Genomic DNA, 19,069 nt, shown 5'->3' with positions numbered 1-19,069 from the left:
TTGTTTTATATTTAGCACCCATAGCTCAACTGGATAGAGTGTTTGACTACGAATCAAAAGGTTAGGGGTTCGACTCCCTTTGGGTGCATAGTTGAGTGATTGACTAAGTTTTAAAAAGGTGCACGTGAGTTTCTTTTTAATTCGATAGTCTTTTTTTATTACTTTAACTTCATAGCCCGGGAAGTAGCTCAGCTTGGTAGAGCACTTGGTTTGGGACCAAGGGGTCGCAGGTTCGAATCCTGTCTTCCCGATTGTGAAAAACAGTACTGATCATCAGTACTGTTTTTTTGTTTTGTTTAAAATTTAAGTATCGAAGTAGGTGTATTTTTTTGTGATGTGTAATTCTTATCGAAATTGCGACTAAAAATACAGGAATAAAGGACATTGAGAATATATTCGATGGCTAGTTGAGAGGAAAAGGTCGAGACTTTGAAATCGGCATGTTCAACGTTAGGAATGGGCAAAATCACTGTGGCGTATTTAGCTAATTGGCTGTTCAAGTCTGAAGTAATGGCAATAATCGGGGTGCCTCCTTCTGCAAAAATCCGTGCTTCATTTACGATTTCTGCAGTGTTACCACTGTAAGAGACGAGGATGGCTACGTCATTTTTGGTGGCATTGATGGCTAAATAAAATTGTTCAGCTTGATAAGGGATTAAATGGATAAATAGCTGAATGCGTAATAACTTTGTTTGAAAATCCGTTAAGCGAATGTAGGAGTTACTGACGCCTACTGCTAAAATATTTTCAGCGGTTAAAAGTAAATCAATGCTTTTATTTAACATGGCCTCGGTTAATAACTGTTGAGTGGATTGAACGGTTTCAGTCGTTAACTGCGCAATTTTCTTGGCAATTAGTAAATCAGAATCTTGCGCTAAAAAAGGCATATTCGCATCAACATTCCGGATTGCTTGGTAGTGAATTTCTAAGTCGCGGGACAAGCGGATTTTAAATTCTTTGAAACCGCTAGTTTCTGTTTTTTTACACAAACGAACAATCGTGGAAGTTGAAGAGTTGGTGGCTTCTGCTAGTTCATAAATCGACATATGCAGGACTCGTTCAGTATGAGATAAAATAAAATCAATAATTAGCCCTTCGTTATATGTATAGCGTTCTTTTTGTTCTAAACATTCGATTAGATTCAATGGGTTCACCTCTCTGTGGTACTTTGTTTCGCTTTCAGTATACCTTAAGCGTATGAATTATGAAACATAGTTACAGAATCAGTTAGTCGTATTTACATCAGAAAGCGGTTTCTTTATGATGAGGATATCACAAAGGATTAAGGAGAGAAGTGAAATGGATAAGTTAACAAACTGGGTGGAGCAAGCCGTAGTGCCTAAAGTTTCAAGGATTACAAGTTTACGTTATTTTCAAGCCTTAAGAAATGGTTTTTTTGCAATTATGCCGTTAACAATTATTGGATCGATTTTTATGTTGATTACAGATTTTCCAGTAGCAGGGTATGGCGATTTTATGGCTGGAATTTTCGGTGCAGGTTGGGCGGATATGATTTCACCAGCTTATCGAGCAACTTTCAACATGATGGGAATTATTTTTGCTGGGACGATGTCCTATAAATTGGCGGAAAGTTACGAAATGGATCGTTTAACTTCATTAATTTTAGGAATTGTTGCTTACGTAGTCGTTTTACCGAAAACGGTGACTACTGAATCAGGCGAAGTTGTGACGAAAGTTTTATCGTTTGATTGGTTAGGAACGCAAGGGGTGATTACGGCCATTATTATGTCAATTCTTTCGGTTGAGTTGACTCGTTTCTGTATTAAGAAAAAATTAGTCATCAAAATGCCTGACAGCGTACCTGCTATGGTGAGCCAAGCTTTTAGTGCATTGATTCCTGGGATTTTTGTGGTAGCGGTGGCTTTATTGATTAATGGGATTGGGCTTTCATTTGCGGATTCCTTCCCGCAATTAATTTATGCGGTGATTCAAGCGCCACTGCAAGGTTTAATCGGAACCCCTTTTGCAATTATTATTGTGGCTGGCTTAAATGGACTGTTCTGGTGGTTTGGAATTCATCCAACTGTCATCAATTCCATGCTGTATCCTATTTTATATGCGAATGCAGACAAAAACCAAAGCTTAGCGGAATTAGGACAATTAACTGCTCAAAATGGCAACTTTGGCACGGTCCAAATGCTCGATCAATTTGCCACAATTGGAGGCGCTGGTTGCACGATTGGCTTGGCTATTGCAATGGCCATCGTCGGACATTCGTCTAGAATGAAAGCCATGTCGAAAATTTCGTTTGTTCCAGCATTTTTCAACATTAATGAACCCTTGATTTTTGGACTCCCAGTTATTTTTAACCCTTTATTATTGATTCCGATTGCGGTCGCGCCGATTGTATCGGTCTTGATTGCCTTTCTGTCAATGAAAATTGGGTTCATGCCAATGTTTACAAACATTCAAGCACCATGGGCTACGCCCTTTCTGTTTTCGGGCTTTTTAGTGGGAAAATGGCAAGGTGCAGTGACGCAAGTTTTAGCTGTTGCCGCTAGTGTCGTTATTTATTATCCATTTGTAAAAGCCTTAGATCAACAATATCAAAAAGAAGAAGCCCATGAAGTACCAGAAACATTGTAGAGAAAGAGGAGTGAAGGAAATGCATGTTGAGAATGATGAAAATATTTGCTGTGAAGTGGAAAAAGGAATAGAAAAAATGTATCATCCGATGGTGCCCGAGTTGGTTCAAACCTCTTCCTTTTATTTTCCAACTTACGAAGAATTTATGGCAGCGAGTATGGATGAAAAAAATAATTATGTTTACACACGTGGCACCAACCCCACAACAGAAATTTTAGAGAAAAAAATTGCTCGTTTGGAACGTGGAGAAAAATGTAAAGTTTTTGCCTCAGGAATGGGCGCTATTTCGGCAACGCTGTTTACGTTGCTCCAACAAGGTGATCATGTTTTAATGGTCAATACAATTTATGGAGAATCTGTTTCGTTTGTGCAATATTTAGAGAAATTTGGCGTATCCTTGACCAAAGTAGACGTTGCAGAAACAGAAGAACTTTTTCAATTTGTTCAGGAAAACACTAAAGTCATTTACTTTGAAAGTCCGTCCTCACAAAAGTTTGAACTGCTAGATTTAGAAAAAATAACTGCGTTAGCACAAAAAATCGGCGCATACACTGTCATTGATAATACGTGGGCGTCACCGTTATTTCAGCATCCTTTATGCCATAATGTGGACCTAGTGATTCATTCTTGTTCCAAATATATTGGTGGTCATTCGGATATTGTAGCGGGGGCTGTCATTGGCAAAGCAGCGCTTGTAGATCAAATTTTTGAACATGGTCATCAAGCTTTAGGAGCAGTCAATAGTCCCTTCAATTCTTGGTTAGCGTTACGTGGTATTCGTACCATGCCCGTTCGGTTGGCGCATCAGTCTCAAGCCATCCAAACGGTGCTGTCGGCTTTGCAAAAGGATTCGCGAATCAGCCGCTTATATCATCCTTTTGTAGGAAATCAACAACAACAAGCGTTAGCAGAAAAATATTTAACAGGTTATGGCTCATTGTTTGCGATTGATTTAAAAGATACCGATTTTGAACGTTTGAAAACATTTGTGAATGCATTGACGTTGGTCACAATTGGGGTCAGTTGGGGTGGTTTTGAAAGTTTGGCCTTGCCTGTATTCAAAGGCAATAACTTGGCGGCTGTTCAGAAAAGAGGTTTGTCGCCAGCGCACATTCGCATGTACGTTGGTTTGGAAGAGCCAACATCTATTATCGATGATATTCAACAAGCCTTGGATCAAGCCTATGGCGAAGAATCGTTTTTGTGAGACATTAAGGCGGAGCCATTGTCTGCCTGTGATTCAATAACATATTTTCAATTTTAGGAGGGGAACTTAAGTCAGTTTGACTGAGGTTGCTCCTCCTGTTTTGCATTTTTTTATTAAAGTCAAAGCGTTCCTCTTTATTTAATAGGCAAAGTTCGATATAATAATGGTCAATATTAGTCAAGAGAGAAGAAGGATGGAAGACTATGAGTAATCAAAATACGTCAGATTTAATCGAGGCTTATTTAAAAAAGATTTTAGAAGAAAGTAATAAAATTGAAATCCGTCGGGCGGAAATGGCTAATTTATTTAATTGCGTTCCTTCACAAATTAACTATGTAATTAATACACGTTTTACCATCCAACGAGGCTACGCAGTTGAAAGTAAACGTGGTGGAGGCGGCTATATTCGCATTGTCAAAGTACAAATTTCAGATAACGATCAATTACTAAAACAAATGGATCAATTGATTGGCGCAACCTTAACAGAAAAAGATGCGCTAACATTTATTCAAACATTGTATGAAGAAGAAGTGATTACGAAAAAGGAAGGCAATTTAATGCTAGCTGCTTTAAGTAAAAGCACATTGAATGGCCTGGGGAATCACGAAGATTTTCTAAGAGCTCAAATAATGCGTTCATTTTTAGAGCGCTTGAGCTATGAGGAGGAATAACTATGGATGAACTATTTACAGAAAGTGCGAAAGCCGTACTGGCGATTGCCCAAGAAGAAGCGAAGTATTTTCGTCATCAATCCGTCGGTTCTGAGCATTTATTATTAGCACTCGTTTTAGAACCGAATGGGATTGCCGGAAAAACATTACGACAATTGAATACTGACACAGAAGACATCCGTGAAGAAATTGAGCATTTAAGTGGCTATGGCACCATGCAAAGTCCAATGGGGAATAACAACTTATACTTACCTTATTCACCAAGAGCCAAACAAATCTTTGCCTATGCTGGAGATGAAGCGAAGCGCTTAGGGGCTCAAAAGATTGGTACCGAGCATTTATTATTAGGCTTGTTAAGAGACGAAGAAATTTTAGCGTCTAGAATTTTAGTGAATTTAGGATTAAGCTTATCCAAAATGCGTCAATTATTATTGAAAAAAATGGGCGTTTCCGAACCCAATGGCGCACAACGTCGTCGGAATGGTCAAAATAAAAATGCGCCACAAGGGACGCCAACATTGGATTCTTTAGCAAGAGATTTAACCAAGTTAGCACGAGAACAAAGCTTGGATCCAGTAGTTGGTCGCGGGACCGAAGTTCGTCGTTTGATTCAAATTTTGAGTCGCCGTACCAAAAACAATCCTGTCTTAGTCGGTGAACCAGGTGTTGGGAAAACAGCGATAGCAGAAGGCTTAGCCCAGAAAATTGTCAACCGGGAAGTCCCTGAAGATATGCAAGGCAAACGTTTAATGATGCTAGACATGGGTGCCTTGGTTGCTGGAACCAAATATCGAGGTGAGTTCGAAGATCGCTTGAAAAAAGTTGTCGATGAAATCTATCAAGATGGACAAGTCATTTTATTTATCGACGAATTGCATACCTTGATCGGTGCTGGCGGTGCAGAAGGGGCGATTGATGCTTCAAATATTTTAAAACCTGCTTTAGCACGTGGTGAGTTGCAAACCATTGGTGCGACAACTCTGGATGAATACCAAAAATATATTGAAAAAGATGCCGCTTTGGAACGTCGTTTTGCCCGTATTCAAGTAGCAGAACCAACGCCAGAAGAAGCAGAAGAAATTCTAAAAGGCTTGCGTTCACGCTATGAAAAACATCATGGCGTAGAAATTACAGATGAAGCTCTACATGCGGCGGTTCAATTATCGATTCGCTATTTAAATGACCGCCAATTACCAGATAAAGCAATTGATTTAATGGATGAATCTGCAGCGAAAGTTCGTTTAGATAAGGCAGATCAACCTTCAGAAATTAATGAATTGCGTACCGAAATTTCTCAATTAATTACGGAAAAAGAAGAGGCCATTCAAAACCAATCATTTGAAAGTGCTGCTCGGATTCGTCAAAAAGAAAAACAAGTGATGGAAAAATTAGAAGAATTGATTGCAGTGAAAGAAAAAAGTCTGTCTGGTTACAGTACACAAGTAACAGAAGAAGACGTGGCTGGGGTTGTTTCACAATGGACAGGCGTTCCCTTGCAGCAGCTAGAGAAGAAAGAAAGCGAACGATTGATGGAATTAGAAACCATTTTACATCAACGGGTCGTTGGCCAAAATGAAGCAGTTGAAGCTGTTTCACGCGCTATCCGTCGTGCGCGTAGTGGCTTGAAAGACCCAGCAAGACCGATTGGTTCCTTCATGTTCTTAGGACCAACAGGGGTTGGGAAAACAGAACTTGCCAAAGCCTTAGCCGAAGCGATGTTTGGCAGCGAAGAAGCGTTGATTCGCGTGGACATGTCTGAGTTTATGGAAAAATACAGTACTAGCCGTTTAATCGGTTCTCCTCCAGGTTATGTCGGCTACGAAGAAGGCGGCCAACTAACTGAAAAAATTCGTCAACGTCCTTATTCCGTTATTTTGCTAGATGAAGTAGAAAAAGCCCATCCAGATGTCTTTAATATTTTATTACAAGTCTTAGATGATGGCCATTTAACGGATGCCAAAGGACGAAAAGTCGATTTCCGTAACACGATTTTAATCATGACCTCCAATTTAGGGGCAACAGCGATTCGTGAAGAAAAACATGTCGGCTTCAATGTGAAAGACATTTCTAAAAATCATGAATTAATGCAAAAACGAATCATGGAAGAATTGAAAAAAGCCTTCCGTCCAGAATTCTTAAATCGAATTGATGAAACGGTTGTCTTCCATTCCTTGAAACAAGAGGAAATTCATGAAATCGTGAAAATTATGAGTCAATCTGTCGTGAAACGGATGGCCGAACAAGAGGTTAAAGTGAAAATCACACCAGCTGCAATTGAAGTTATTGGTAAAGTTGGGTTTGATCCAGAATATGGCGCACGTCCAATTCGTCGGGCCTTGCAAAAAGAAGTGGAAGATCGTTTAAGTGAAGCCCTTCTTTCCGGTCAAATTCAGTTAGGGGATAAAGTAACTTTAGGCGCTAGCAAAGGCAAAATTACGTTAAATGTGCGGGCACCAAAAGCACCAAAGACAGAAGCGAAAGAATTACAAACTGTATAGATAAGATGCAAAGGAGGTCGGGACAGAAGTGTTTAACTCCGAGAAATAAGCCGAAGGGGTTGCTTCTGTTCTCGCCGTGTATCAGTTTTTGAGCGTGGAGCAAAAATCCAAAGTGATTTTTGTCCCACGCTCCTTTTTCTATTTTCCAGTGGCGATTTCTTTTTGAGAATTGCCAGATTGATTTTTCTGTGCTACGTTAATAAGGAGGGGTGATGGAATGGAACAATCTTTTTTTCGAGAATTACTACATTATCAACGTCCAAAGGATAATCCTTTTCGACTAGTGTTTGCTGGCTTGGTTATGTTCAGCATTCTTTTTTTGGGCTATATCAATCATCAATTATTGATTTCAAGCTTTGGCTCGTTAGGTATTTTTACTTTTTTATATTATCAGCCGTTACCATTAAAACAGTTAATGACTCGTTTATCTGTGGTCGGTAGTTACCTTTTTTTAGGAAATTTGTTAGGCATGTTATCGACCCATATTGCATGGCTCATTCCCATTGTTGTTGCACTGGTCGGTTTTGGTGGCCGCTTTTTCTTTGAAGTCTACGATATTTCAAAACCAGGGGCCTTCTTTGGTGTGATGGTGACAGCGATGGGTGCCAGTACGAGCATTCCGTTAGCAAAAATTCCGTTCATGAGTGGTTGTATGTTATTAGGCATTGGCTTTTCCATTTTGTTTGCACTAGTGTTGCATTTTACAGAGAAGGAAATCAGTGCCCCGCTAGCTAAGCGATCATTACGGGAACGAATTTATCGGCATCCAGAAGCGCCATTAGATAGCATATATTATAGCTTTGTCTTATTTTTTGCTGTATATATCAGCGAAAGTTTACATTTACAGAATCCGTATTGGTTAGTCGTTTCCTGTGCATCCATTTTACAAGGAGACAATTTACGTGCGATTAAGCAGCGAAATATTCAGCGAATTTTTGGCACAACGATTGGTTTGGTTATTTCCGCTTTTCTGCTTAATTTAGCTTTGACAACTTTTGAATCGATTGTCGTGATTACGATCTTATTTGTGACCGTTGAGTATTTTATTCGTCGTAATTATGGATTGGCGCAATTTTTCACAACGCCTATGGCTCTGATGCTTTCATTGCTCGTTCGTCAGCAGTACGTGATAACGTTGATTCAATTCCGCTTTTTGGGGATTGTTTTGGGTAGCTTGCTAGGCTTAGCAGCAGCGTGGCTATTCACCATTGTAGTAACGTTTTATGAACGAAAATACCACTTGAACGAGTGACCAAAGAACAGATGACCAGTAATTAAAAAAAAGAGCATTTGGTAGGTAAGCGGATGGCGCTTCTCTACCAAAATTTTTTTCGGAAACATTGTGAAAAATGTACGTTTAATACAGATAGGCTCTTTTAAAGTTTGTGAACGTATGATACTATTAAACGGTCATAAAGAAGGAGGCTATATTTATGATTGAACTGATTGCAACTGCAGAATCTGTTGAGCAGGCTGTAGAATTACTCGCAACAGGTGTGGATACATTATATATTGGAGAAGAAACATTCGGGTTGCGTTTGCCCGTATCTTTTACACGAGATGAACAACGCGAGATTGTGAAACGTGCACATGAAATGGGCAAACAAGTGCTAGTTGCAGTAAATGGCATTATGCACCCTGAAAAAATGAAATTAGTCCCAGAGTATCTGACATTTTTAAAAGAAATCAACGTCGATAAAATTACTTTGGGTGATCCAGGGATTGTGTTTATTATGCAACGAGATGGATTAGAAATTCCTTACGTTTATGATGGCGAAACCTTAGTAACGAGCTCACGTCAAATCAATTTTTGGAGTAAACGAGGAGCCATCGGAGCTGTCCTAGCTCGGGAAGTACCTTTTGAAGAAATGGTAGCAATGGAAGAAAACTTAGCAGTTCCAGCTGAAATTCTTGTCTATGGGGCGACGTGTATTCATCAATCGAAACGCCCATTAATTCAAAATTACTACAATTACACAAAGAACGACAAAGGGGTTACGAAAGACGAAGGGCTGTTTATTTCTGAACCCAAAAAACCAGAAACCCACTATTCCATTTATGAAGATAGTCATGGTACGCATATTTTTGCCAATAACGATGTGAACTTGATGAATGAGTTAACAAACTTGTATGACCATCACTATCGCACATGGAAGCTCGATGGCCTTTACACACCAGGTGAAAATTTTGTCGCGATTGCTCGCTTATTTGCTGAAGCGAAAGCAGCACTTGAAGCGGGAACTTGGTCAGAAGATCAAGCAGCTCATGCAACAGCTGAAATTGAAAAATTACATCCAACAGGTCGTGGCTTAGATAATGGTTTCTTTGATTTAAGTGCCGACGCAATAAAATAAATTGATTCATTTAAGGGGAAGAAGAACATGAAAGTAATGACAGAACGAACATTGAAGCGTCCCGAGGTGTTGGCTCCAGCCGGGACGCTAGAAAAACTAAAAGTCGCAATTCGTTACGGTGCCGATGCCGTTTATATCGGAGGGAATGCCTACGGTCTGCGTAGCCGCGCAGGAAATTTCACGCCAGAAGAAATGGCGGAAGGCGTAGCCTTTGCCCGCGAACATAATGCGAAAGTTTATGTCGCTGCCAATATGGTCACTCATGAAGGAAACCAGGAAGGGGCAGGAGCGTTTTTCAGAGAATTGCGAGACATCGGAATTTCAGCTGTGATTGTTTCCGATCCAGCTTTAATCGAAATTTGTGCGACAGAAGCACCAGGTTTACCTATCCATTTATCGACACAAGCTTCAGCAACTAACTATGAAACATTAGAATTTTGGAAAAATGAAGGCTTAGAACGTGTGGTTTTAGCGCGCGAAGTTTCAATGGAGGAAGTTGCAGCGATTCGTGAAAATACGGACATTGAGATTGAAGCCTTTATTCATGGAGCAATGTGTATTTCATATTCAGGACGTTGTACTTTGTCCAATCATATGTCGATGCGGGATGCCAATCGTGGCGGTTGTTCTCAATCTTGTCGCTGGAAATATGAGTTATTTGATATGCCTTTTGGGACAGAACGTCGGAGCAAAACCAGTGAAGGGGAAGTTGAAGAAGAGTTTTCAATGAGCGCCGTAGATATGTCTATGATTGAACATATTCCAGAATTAATTGAAAATGGTGTCGATAGTTTTAAAATTGAAGGCCGCATGAAATCCATTCACTATGTTTCGACAGTCGCTAATGTGTATAAAAAAGCCGTCGATTCTTACATGGAAGACCCTGAAAACTATGTCTGCCAACAAGAGTGGATTGATGAATTATGGAAAGTAGCACAACGTGAATTAGCAACTGGTTTTTATTACAATACACCAAGTGAAAATGAACAATTATTCGGCGAACGTCGTAAAATTCCACAATATAAATTTGTTGGCGAAGTGATTGCGTACAACGAAAAGACGCAAGTCGCGACAATTCGTCAACGGAACCTTTTCAGTGTCGGCGATGAAATTGAATTTTATGGTCCCGGGTTTACCCATTTCCACCAAACCGTCAAAGAGATGTATAATGAAGACGGTGAAGCGATCGATCGGGCACCTAATCCCATGATGTTATTAACAATGGAAGTGACGCAACCTGTTGCAGTCGGCGATATGATTCGTAAGAAAAAATAAACCAGCCAAAAGGAGGAGTAAATATGAGTGTCCGTGTGAATGATTTATTAAAATTACCGTCTTTGCGAGAAGCAACGGTACTTTCTGGTAAAAACCAATTGGACACATCTGTTGCTTCTCTTTCTTTTTTAGAAGTCTCTGATATGTCTTTGTTTTCGGAAAAACTTCACAAAACAAATGAATACCATGCTGGTGAAATTTTGATTGGTTCATTTTGTGCCATTCGTCATGATGTGGTGAAGCAATGCGAAACGATTCGGCATCTACATGAATTAGGCGAGGTAGGCCTAATCTTGTACTACGTCGGGATTATCGTACCGAAAGTTGCAGAGGAAGTGATTCAATTAGCGGATTCTTTAGGTTTTATTTTAATCCAAATGCCTAAAAACGATCCCACATTACGCTATAACGAAGTCATTTATGAAGTCATGAAATTGTTAGTCAATAAAAATAAAATGACTTCTTTTGCAACGGACCTCTTGGAAAAAGTTTCCCTTTTGCCTGAACAAAACCGCAGTGTGGAAATGACCTTGAAAATCCTATCCGATTTTTTAAAAGTCAACATTGCGTTAACCACCTATACCAATGAAATCATCAGCACCATCAATTGGCCGCGAAGCACGAAATTGCCCTTAACCAAGTTACTTTATCAATCACAAGAGAAAGTAGCGCTGGGAGAAACGACCTACTTCATTACCTCGCAAAAACTTCCCCAGAAAGATGGACAAACATTGAAGCTTTACTTCATTCGAGAAGAAGAGCAGTTAACCTCTTTTGAGATGAATCAAGCGGTGGAAGTCGTTCAGATGGCTCTGAATTTATGGGGGAAAAACTATGACGAAGTCAGTGAGTATGCCTTAGTCCAAGCAATCATTAACGATGAAAGTGATAAGATGTACCAATTAGCCAAAAAATTAATGATTGATATTTCTTCTGTCGAAACGATGTGGCTTTTGCCCATTTGGCAACAAGGACAAGAAATCCACGCTATTCAGCAAGATTTGAAAGATTTCCTACGTTACTATTACCAAACAACGATTGTCCAGCAAACAGAAAATTATCTGATTGTTCTCTTAGGTAATTATTTACACAAACAGCCTGAAGCCACGATTAGTAAAGAATACTTGCAAGCCACAGACTATCAGGACTATTTAGGTGAAATCATCCTTTGTCCGAAAGTTCGTAACACGACTGAAGTGCGTGTCAGCTACCAAACCGCTAATCAAGTCGCGCCGTTTTTAAAGCGCGTCTATCCACAAAGAAAAGTGTTATCAATCGCGGAAATTCGTACAGTTCAACAAATGATGACGTGTCTCCAAGCAGGAGAAGAAGCAATCCAACAACGCTTAGCAGTTATCCAACCTCTCTTAAAAGAATCAGAGCAGTTAATGACATTAGGAACGTTTTTACTAGATGCAAGTAGTGATTTTAAAGAATGCGGCGAACGCCTATTTGTTCATAAAAATACGGTCAAATATCGTATCAGTAAAATTAATGAAGCGCTCGGCTATGATATGACCAACGCCGCCGAAGCCTATGAAGTCTATTTGGCGATGATCTTATATCGCTTGGTCACGAATGAATGAAAAAAGCAGACAATCGGCAGTAGCCGATTTGTCTGCTTTTTTATTTTAAGTCAAAACTTCCTCGATATTTTTTTCAATTTGAAAAAGACCTATGACTGATTTTTCGTTATAATTGAAAAAATAATTAAGGAGGAATGAGAATGAAATTAAAAAACGAGCAACAACAATCGTGGCTTAGCTTAGCATTTGTTTGGGCGGGCGCAATGATTAGCGTGCCAGGATTAATTATTGGAGGAACGTTAGTTGCAGGCATGCCTTTATGGGAAGCTTTGTTAACAGGATTTATTGGTTATGGTATTATTGTTATTTTAATGATTTTACAAGGAATTCAAAGTTCCGACTTACAAGAACCTTCTGTCAAAGTCGCTTCTCAAGTGTTTGGCATTCAAGGTTCGCAAAAGATTATTTCCATTATTCTAGCGATTGCTTGCTTAGGTTGGTTTGGTTTGCAAGCCAATGTCAGCGGCGGCGCCTTCACGAACTTTTTAAAAATTTACGGCATTGATTTACCTGTGTCGCTTTCTTCCTTAATCTGGGGAATTATTATGCTTATTTCGGCTCTTTATGGCATAAAAATATTGAAAATTCTGAATTATTTTGCGGTTCCTGTGTTAGTTCTGGTTTGTCTTTATGGCTTGGTGGCTTCGTTAAGAAACAACGGTTGGGCGGCTGTTAGTCAATATACCCCTCAAACAGCAGGAAGCTTTATGTCGGGTCTTTCAATGACTGTCGGTTCTTTTGCATTAGGCGCAGTAATTGCTGGAGATTACTCTCAATATGTTTCTTCTCGTAAAGATGTGGTCAAAGCGGCCACCTTAGGGATTTTACCGACAGGCTTGTTGATGATTGGCGTTGGTGCGGTCTTGACCATTGCTTCGAACACCGCAGATATCACGGAAGTTTTTATGAATCTCGGTTTTCCAGTTTTAGGAATTATTGCGCTGATTTTAGCAACTTGGACCACGAATGCCGTGAATGCTTTTTCTGGCGGACTGGCCTTGATTAATGTCTTTGATATTCCAAAAGAAAAAGAAAAAGTCGCTGTCGGTGCGGCCGGCGCCATTGGGACCTTATTAGCAGTTGTGGGGATTTTAAATTACTTTACGCCGATTATGTCCGTCCTTTCTGCGATGGTTCCACCAGTGGCTGGTGTAATGATTGCTGCCTATTGGTTGATTAACAAAGGCGATCGAACCAAATGGCAGCCAACGCCTGGCGTGAATAAATTAGGTGTTTTTTCATGGCTAATTGGTGCTGCAGTGGGGGGGGTGTGGGCTTCGGGTTAGCAGATTGTGTTCAAACTGGAATGTTTACAGATATTGAAGTGATAAAACGGTATCTTCACGAAGCAACCTACGTTTTTATTAATGGTGACTTTGACCGACTAAGTTACTTAGAAATTGGGATTGCACTTTCCTTAGGCAAAACACTTTATGTCATTACAATGAATCCAAACGTAACGAAAGAAGATTTAGGAATTCCCTTCGACAATGCTACGATTGAATTCCTTTCCCCCAGTGCTTTTACGGAACGAATCCATGAAACAGAAGCAGCAGAAAACTAAACAAAAGTAAGTAATACGACTGTCTTTTTTTGCTATTTTTTGCGATAATAAAGGAGAAAGTTCAAATTGAAAGGGAGCCAGAATAAATGAAAACCTATGATTATATTGTTATTGGTGGCGGTAGTGGCGGGATTGCTTCTGCTAACCGCGCAGGAATGCACGGAGCTAACGTCCTTTTAATTGAAGGCAACGAAATTGGTGGGACCTGTGTCAACGTTGGTTGTGTGCCTAAAAAAGTCATGTGGCAAGCCAGCAGCATGATGGAAATGATGGAAAGAGATACAGCAGGCTACGGGTTTGATGTTGAAATCAAAAATTTTAGCTTTAAACAATTAGTTGAAAATCGTGAAAAATATATCGACTTCTTACATGGTGCGTATAATCGTGGTTTAGACAGTAACAACATTGAACGTATCCATGGTTACGCTACGTTTACTGGGGAGCAAACAATTGAAGTCAATGGGACAGAATATACGGCGCCGCACATTTTAATCGCGACAGGTGGTCGTCCGAAAAAACTAGGTATTCCAGGAGAAGAATATGCCTTAGATTCAAACGGCTTCTTTGCATTAGAAGAAATGCCAAAACGTGTGGTCTTTGTCGGTGCAGGTTACATCGCAGCCGAATTAGCAGGAACCTTACATGGCTTAGGCGCAGAAACACATTGGGCCTTCCGTCATGAACGACCATTACGAAGCTTTGATGACATGCTTTCTGAAAAAGTCGTAGAACGCTATCAAGAAATGGGCATGCAAATTCATCCGAATGCAACACCAGCTAAAATTGAAAAAACGGCGCAGAATGAGTACGTTATTACATTTGAAAATGGTGAATCAATTACGACAGATGCCGTGATTTTCGGGACAGGCCGTCAGCCGAACACGGATCAATTAGGCTTAGAAAATACGAAAGTAGCTCTTGATGAAAAAGGCTACGTCAAAGTAGATAAATTCCAAAATACCACGCAAAATGGCATCTACGCAGTCGGCGATGTCATTGGGAAAATCGACTTAACGCCAGTCGCGATTGCCGCTGGTCGGCGCCTGTCTGAACGCTTATTTAACGGACAAACCGATTTATATTTGGATTATAACTTGGTACCAACGGTGGTCTTTACCCATCCACCAGTTGCGACAATTGGCTTGACGGAAAAAGCAGCGCTTGAAGAATATGGTGAAGACCAAGTGAAAATCTATCGCTCTAGCTTTACGCCAATGTACTTCGCTTTAGGAGAATACCGTCAAAAATGCGACATGAAATTAATCTGTGTCGGTAAAGAAGAAAAAATTGTCGGTTTGCATGGCATCGGCATCGGTGTTGACGAAATGCTACAAGGCTTTGCAGTCGCTATTAAAATGGGCGCGACCAAAGCTGATTTTGATAATACTGTTGCGATTCATCCAACAGGCTCAGAAGAATTTGTAACAATGCGATAAAAGGAGAATAAACCCCGAAAAAGAGCGTTGCATTAGCAACGCTCTTTTTTGAATACACGAGTTATTTCATTCAATTTATAACCAATTGGGTGCTGACAAACGTGATGAAATTAGCTATTTTCTATTATCAGTTGCAACATTTTTTTCATTAAAATGTTGATATAAGGAAGTATCAGAAACGAGTAATTCAATGATTTCAGATTTATCTATAATAGTAATTCTTTGTCGAGACAAAAACGCAATAAATTGTGGTAAAAATCTTTTGGCATAGATATCTAAATATAACTTTGTGGTTTGATTATTATAGGTGACTAGTAAGTAAAAATAGTCGGGACTACTATCAAAAGCGGACGCTCTTATCTTTTTGGTATAAATGATTTCTATGGATTCAATTTCAGAATAAGGAATTTTTATTTGTGTAGAACTGTTTTTTATGCATTCAATGATTTTCAGAATCGGGTTTCTGGAGAATTGATGGACCATAATATCTTGTTGGTTAATTATCCAATAATCTGAAAAGATGATTGGAAAAACTAAAAGTAGACCGATAAATATGATTGCACTAAACAACCAAAAAGGTTGATAACCAAAACCAGTAAGTAGCAAAGAGAAACAAGTCCAAACAATACAAAATAAAATTCCTTTTTTTAGATTATAAATTTTTCCAACAACTTGGGGCTTTTTAAAATAAGGACTACCTTGGATTAGCTCATCAATAGAAATATTGTATAAATCAGAAAGCATCAGTAAATTATCAATTGAAGGGATGGATTGTCCAGTTTCCCATTTGGAAACAGCTTGTGTAGTGACATGTAATTTTTGGGCAATTTGTTCTTGCGTATAGTGATTATTTATTCTCCGTGTTTTTAAAATAGTTTGGATTAACATTATTCGTTACCTCCTTGATTTTAGAGTAGTCTATTCCGCTATATGTTTCAATCAACTAGTGGTTGATAAGCAAATAATTGCTATTAAATAAACAATAACATCTTTTAACTACTGACTTTTCCAAGAAATATGCTATGATTAAAAAAATCAGCAAAACAGAGGGTAGGGAGTTAGAGGATGGATAAAATTAGAATCAACAACTTGAAATTTTTCACAAAAAATGGTGTTTTGGCAGAAGAAAAACGTCTAGGACAGCAAGTAGAAATCGACCTTGAAATGCAGTTGTCGCTAGCCGAGGCAGGGCGAACAGATGATGTCACCCAAACCGTCAATTATGCCGAAGTGAATGAATTGATTGCCCAACGAGTAAACAATCACTCGTACGATTTAATCGAAGGTTTAGCGAGTGCTATTTTAGATGATATTTCCGCAGATTATCAAGAACAATTGAACAAAATTATCATTAAAATTAGAAAATATAGTGTGCCGATGCCCGGCCTTTTTGACAATATTGAAATTGAAATGGAGCGAGAAGTATAGATGATTGGCTATGTAGCATTAGGTAGTAACATCGGTGATCCGTACGCAAATTTAGTGAAAGCCCGCAATTATTTAAACGAAGACCCGCAGATTCAGGTCGTGGCTTCTTCAAAACTTTATGAAACGGATCCTTACGGCTATACAGACCAAGATGATTTTTTGAACGCCGTATTGAAAATTGATACTAGCTATACCGCTGAAGAGTTATTGGCTGTTACCCAAGGGATTGAGCAAGCAATGAAACGTAAAAAATTAATTCACTGGGGTCCGCGGATTATTGATATTGATATTTTATTATTAGGGGAGCAGTCAGTCACGTTGCCCCACTTACAAGTTCCTCATCAAGAATTAACAAAACGGTCATTTGTTTTGATTCCCTTAAGTGATGTTTACGCAGAGGAACAACTATTGGGCGCGCCAATAGCTACATGGATTCAGCGCAGTGGCAATCAAGAAGAAGTGCGAGTAAGCGAAAAGGAATGGTAGAGATGGAGCAGGAAAAACAAGCGCAAATTGAGCAGGCAGTTACCACAATCTTAGAAGCAGTGGGGGAAGATACTCAACGGTCAGGACTCATTGATACACCCAAACGTGTAGCTAAAATGTATGCAGAAGTTTTTAGTGGATTAACCGAACCTGAATTTGACGATTATAAATTATTTGATAGCTTAAATGAAGGCGAAATGGTTCTAGTAAAAGATATTGCCTTTTATTCAATGTGTGAACACCATTTATTGCCATTTTATGGAAAAGTACATGTCGCTTATCTGCCAGAAAGTGGCAAAGTATTGGGACTAAGCAAGTTACCAAGATTAGTAGAACATTGTGCCAAACGTCCCACAGTTCAAGAAGATTTAACAGTGACAATTGCCCGCAAACTCCAAGAAAATATTCCCGTCAAAGGCATTGCAGTAGCCATTGAAGCGGAACATATGTGTATGACGATGCGCGGCGTGAAAACACCACAAAGTAGCACCAAAACATTTCAATTTACCGGACTATTTAAAGAACAAGAGTGGAAAAATCAATTTTTAATGGAGATACGTTAGAAAATGGAAATCATTGTTGGCACGAATAACCAAGGTAAGTTAAAAGAAATGCAATCAGGACTTAAGGACCCCGCTATTCAACTTGTCTCTTATCGAAAGTATACAACCAGTCAAGAACAACCTGCAGAAACTGGCACTACGTATGCTGAAAATGCTTATCTAAAAGCTCGCTTTTTCCAACAATTAATTGGCCGCCCAGTGTTAGGTGATGATGGCGGCTTAACGTTAACTGCTTTTCCTGATTTATTAGGTATTCATACAAGCCGCTTTTTCCATTCAGCCAATCCGGAAGAACAGAACCGCGAACTGTTGCACTTATTTGAAGGGCAACAGTCGACCCGAGAGTTAACCTTATCAGCCACGTTGGTCTATGTACTCGACGACGACAAACTGTTGCAAACGGAAGCCACTTTGACTGGTGAATTAGTTGAACCGCGCGGTACAGGTGGTTATGGCTTTGATCCGATTATTTATTTACCAGATCGAGGCAAAACCTTAGCGGAGTTGTCCACGAGTGAACGAATGAAGATAAGTCCTAGAATGCGGGCTTTACGAAAGATGATTCAGCAGATAAAGGAGCAATGTGACAATGATTGATTTAAAAAAGAATTACCAAATTATGGGGATTGTCAACACGACCCCCGACTCTTTTTCTGATGGCGGTAGCTACACAACGGTCGACGTGGCCTATCAACATGCGCTTCATCTACTAGAAGCGGGGGCCGATATTTTAGACATTGGCGGCCAATCCACACGTCCTGGCTACGAAGAAGTTTCTCCACAAGTTGAGGTAGACCGAGTATTACCATTAATAAAAAAAATACGTGAGACTTCTCTAGCGCCGATTTCTGTGGATACCTACTATCCCGAAGTAGCAGAAGCCGCGATCCAAGCTGGCGCCACAATGATTAATGACATCAAAGGATTAGACACTCCGGGGATGGCAGAAGTCCTCGCACAATATCCTGAAGTCCAAGTTGTGATTATGCATTCTAGAAAACGCCAATCGCTTTCTTTAAAAGAAGAGTTGCACCAATTTTATACAGAAAAAATTGAACAATGCCAAAAATATGGGCTTTCCTTAGAAAAAATTTGTTTCGATCCAGGGATTGGCTTTCATAAAACTGTCGCAGAAAACCTTCAACTGTTAAAAGATCCTAACGCCTTTCGCTACCAAGATTATCCGTTACTGTACGGCGTTTCTCGCAAACGAACTATTGGCGCTTTAACGAACGAACCAGAACCAGCCAACCGTGATTTTGGCTCAGCCGCTGCTTCCTTGTATGCAGCACAACAAGGCGTAGAAATTTTACGTGTTCATAATGTCCAAGGCTTAAAACAAACATTTGATGTCTGGCGAGCATTGTCGGAGAAAGAGTAAAGGTAGACCAATA

The 19,069-nt window shown here is 39.7% G+C and carries 16 protein-coding genes, 2 tRNA genes and 2 pseudogenes; 18 read left to right on the top strand and 2 right to left on the bottom strand.

Features of this window, described 5'->3' with window-relative positions; genetic code table 11:
- Positions 1 to 14: 14 nt before the first annotated feature.
- Both IGJ41_RS13360 and IGJ41_RS13355 read left to right on the top strand, forming a co-directional pair.
- Positions 15 to 88 (top strand) — tRNA-Arg (locus IGJ41_RS13360).
- Positions 89 to 177: 89 nt separating this feature from the next.
- Positions 178 to 251, top strand: a tRNA-Pro gene (locus IGJ41_RS13355).
- A gap of 45 nt (positions 252 to 296) precedes the next feature.
- Here IGJ41_RS13355 and IGJ41_RS13350 read toward each other — a convergent pair.
- On the bottom strand, positions 297 to 1,154 hold the full coding sequence (locus tag IGJ41_RS13350; RefSeq protein ID WP_002354705.1) for a MurR/RpiR family transcriptional regulator: 858 nt from the start codon (positions 1,152 to 1,154) through the stop codon (positions 297 to 299).
- Positions 1,155 to 1,299: 145 nt separating this feature from the next.
- Here IGJ41_RS13350 and IGJ41_RS13345 point away from each other — a divergent pair, with 145 nt between their 5' ends.
- The 11 genes and pseudogenes from IGJ41_RS13345 to gor all read left to right on the top strand — a co-directional run bounded on the left by IGJ41_RS13345 (position 1,300) and on the right by gor (position 15,198).
- Positions 1,300 to 2,607, top strand: a complete 1,308-nt coding sequence (locus IGJ41_RS13345) for a PTS sugar transporter subunit IIC (protein ID WP_438714596.1) — start codon at positions 1,300 to 1,302, stop codon at positions 2,605 to 2,607.
- On the top strand, positions 2,585 to 3,814 hold the full coding sequence (locus IGJ41_RS13340) for an aminotransferase class I/II-fold pyridoxal phosphate-dependent enzyme (protein WP_438714594.1): 1,230 nt from the start codon (positions 2,585 to 2,587) through the stop codon (positions 3,812 to 3,814). Before IGJ41_RS13345 ends, IGJ41_RS13340 begins: the two co-directional genes overlap by 23 nt.
- Before the next feature lie 203 nt (positions 3,815 to 4,017).
- Positions 4,018 to 4,485 carry a CtsR family transcriptional regulator gene (locus IGJ41_RS13335; protein WP_002354715.1) on the top strand — a complete coding sequence of 156 codons (468 nt, stop codon included), beginning with the start codon at positions 4,018 to 4,020 and terminating at the stop codon, positions 4,483 to 4,485.
- Positions 4,486 to 4,487: 2 nt separating this feature from the next.
- Positions 4,488 to 6,983, top strand: coding sequence for an ATP-dependent Clp protease ATP-binding subunit (locus tag IGJ41_RS13330; protein WP_002378875.1), 2,496 nt, complete (start codon positions 4,488 to 4,490; stop codon positions 6,981 to 6,983).
- 217 nt (positions 6,984 to 7,200) lie between these two features.
- A complete protein-coding gene (locus IGJ41_RS13325; protein ID WP_002389464.1) occupies positions 7,201 to 8,235 on the top strand; it encodes an FUSC family protein in 1,035 nt (344 codons plus the stop codon).
- A 181-nt stretch (positions 8,236 to 8,416) separates the two neighbouring features.
- Complete coding sequence (locus IGJ41_RS13320; RefSeq protein ID WP_002354722.1) at positions 8,417 to 9,337, top strand: peptidase U32 family protein; 921 nt, start codon at positions 8,417 to 8,419, stop codon at positions 9,335 to 9,337.
- 27 nt (positions 9,338 to 9,364) lie between these two features.
- Positions 9,365 to 10,612: a peptidase U32 family protein gene (locus IGJ41_RS13315; RefSeq protein ID WP_002368523.1), complete on the top strand. Its 1,248-nt coding sequence runs from the start codon at positions 9,365 to 9,367 to the stop codon at positions 10,610 to 10,612.
- A 23-nt stretch (positions 10,613 to 10,635) separates the two neighbouring features.
- Positions 10,636 to 12,198: a PucR family transcriptional regulator gene (locus IGJ41_RS13310; RefSeq protein WP_002367516.1), complete on the top strand. Its 1,563-nt coding sequence runs from the start codon at positions 10,636 to 10,638 to the stop codon at positions 12,196 to 12,198.
- A 134-nt stretch (positions 12,199 to 12,332) separates the two neighbouring features.
- Positions 12,333 to 13,469: pseudogene (locus IGJ41_RS13305) on the top strand (cytosine permease); the annotation flags it as partial.
- Positions 13,463 to 13,762: pseudogene (locus IGJ41_RS13300) on the top strand (hypothetical protein); the annotation flags it as partial. The pseudogenes IGJ41_RS13305 and IGJ41_RS13300, both read left to right, overlap by 7 nt.
- An 86-nt stretch (positions 13,763 to 13,848) precedes the next feature.
- A complete protein-coding gene (gene gor, locus IGJ41_RS13295; RefSeq protein ID WP_002354732.1) occupies positions 13,849 to 15,198 on the top strand; it encodes a glutathione-disulfide reductase in 1,350 nt (449 codons plus the stop codon).
- Between the two features lie 114 nt (positions 15,199 to 15,312).
- On the opposite strand, the gene IGJ41_RS13290 is transcribed toward gor, so the two are convergent.
- Positions 15,313 to 16,086, bottom strand: a complete 774-nt coding sequence (locus IGJ41_RS13290; RefSeq protein ID WP_016617644.1) for a helix-turn-helix domain-containing protein — start codon at positions 16,084 to 16,086, stop codon at positions 15,313 to 15,315.
- A 177-nt stretch (positions 16,087 to 16,263) separates the two neighbouring features.
- On the opposite strand from IGJ41_RS13290, the gene folB reads away from it, so the two are divergent.
- Genes folB through folP form a run of 5 tightly spaced genes read left to right on the top strand, consistent with a single transcriptional unit; the run spans position 16,264 to position 19,056 of the window.
- Positions 16,264 to 16,626 carry a dihydroneopterin aldolase gene (folB, locus tag IGJ41_RS13285; protein ID WP_002354733.1) on the top strand — a complete coding sequence of 121 codons (363 nt, stop codon included), beginning with the start codon at positions 16,264 to 16,266 and terminating at the stop codon, positions 16,624 to 16,626.
- On the top strand, positions 16,627 to 17,112 hold the full coding sequence (folK, locus tag IGJ41_RS13280) for a 2-amino-4-hydroxy-6-hydroxymethyldihydropteridine diphosphokinase (protein ID WP_129194868.1): 486 nt from the start codon (positions 16,627 to 16,629) through the stop codon (positions 17,110 to 17,112).
- A complete protein-coding gene (gene folE, locus IGJ41_RS13275) occupies positions 17,106 to 17,675 on the top strand; it encodes a GTP cyclohydrolase I FolE (protein ID WP_368023308.1) in 570 nt (189 codons plus the stop codon). Before folK ends, folE begins: the two co-directional genes overlap by 7 nt.
- 3 nt (positions 17,676 to 17,678) lie before the next feature.
- A complete protein-coding gene (locus IGJ41_RS13270) occupies positions 17,679 to 18,272 on the top strand; it encodes a non-canonical purine NTP pyrophosphatase (protein WP_002354736.1) in 594 nt (197 codons plus the stop codon).
- Complete coding sequence (folP, locus tag IGJ41_RS13265) at positions 18,265 to 19,056, top strand: dihydropteroate synthase (protein ID WP_049095924.1); 792 nt, start codon at positions 18,265 to 18,267, stop codon at positions 19,054 to 19,056. The genes IGJ41_RS13270 and folP overlap by 8 nt, the downstream gene beginning before the upstream one ends.
- Positions 19,057 to 19,069: the final 13 nt, after the last annotated feature.

This window comes from Enterococcus sp. DIV1537a, from assembly GCF_051712085.1.
In the GTDB taxonomy this organism is placed as follows: Bacteria; Bacillota; Bacilli; order Lactobacillales; family Enterococcaceae; genus Enterococcus; species Enterococcus faecalis.
The sequence above is the reverse complement of the archived record's forward strand: the minus strand, read 5'-3'. Positions and strand labels throughout refer to the sequence as shown.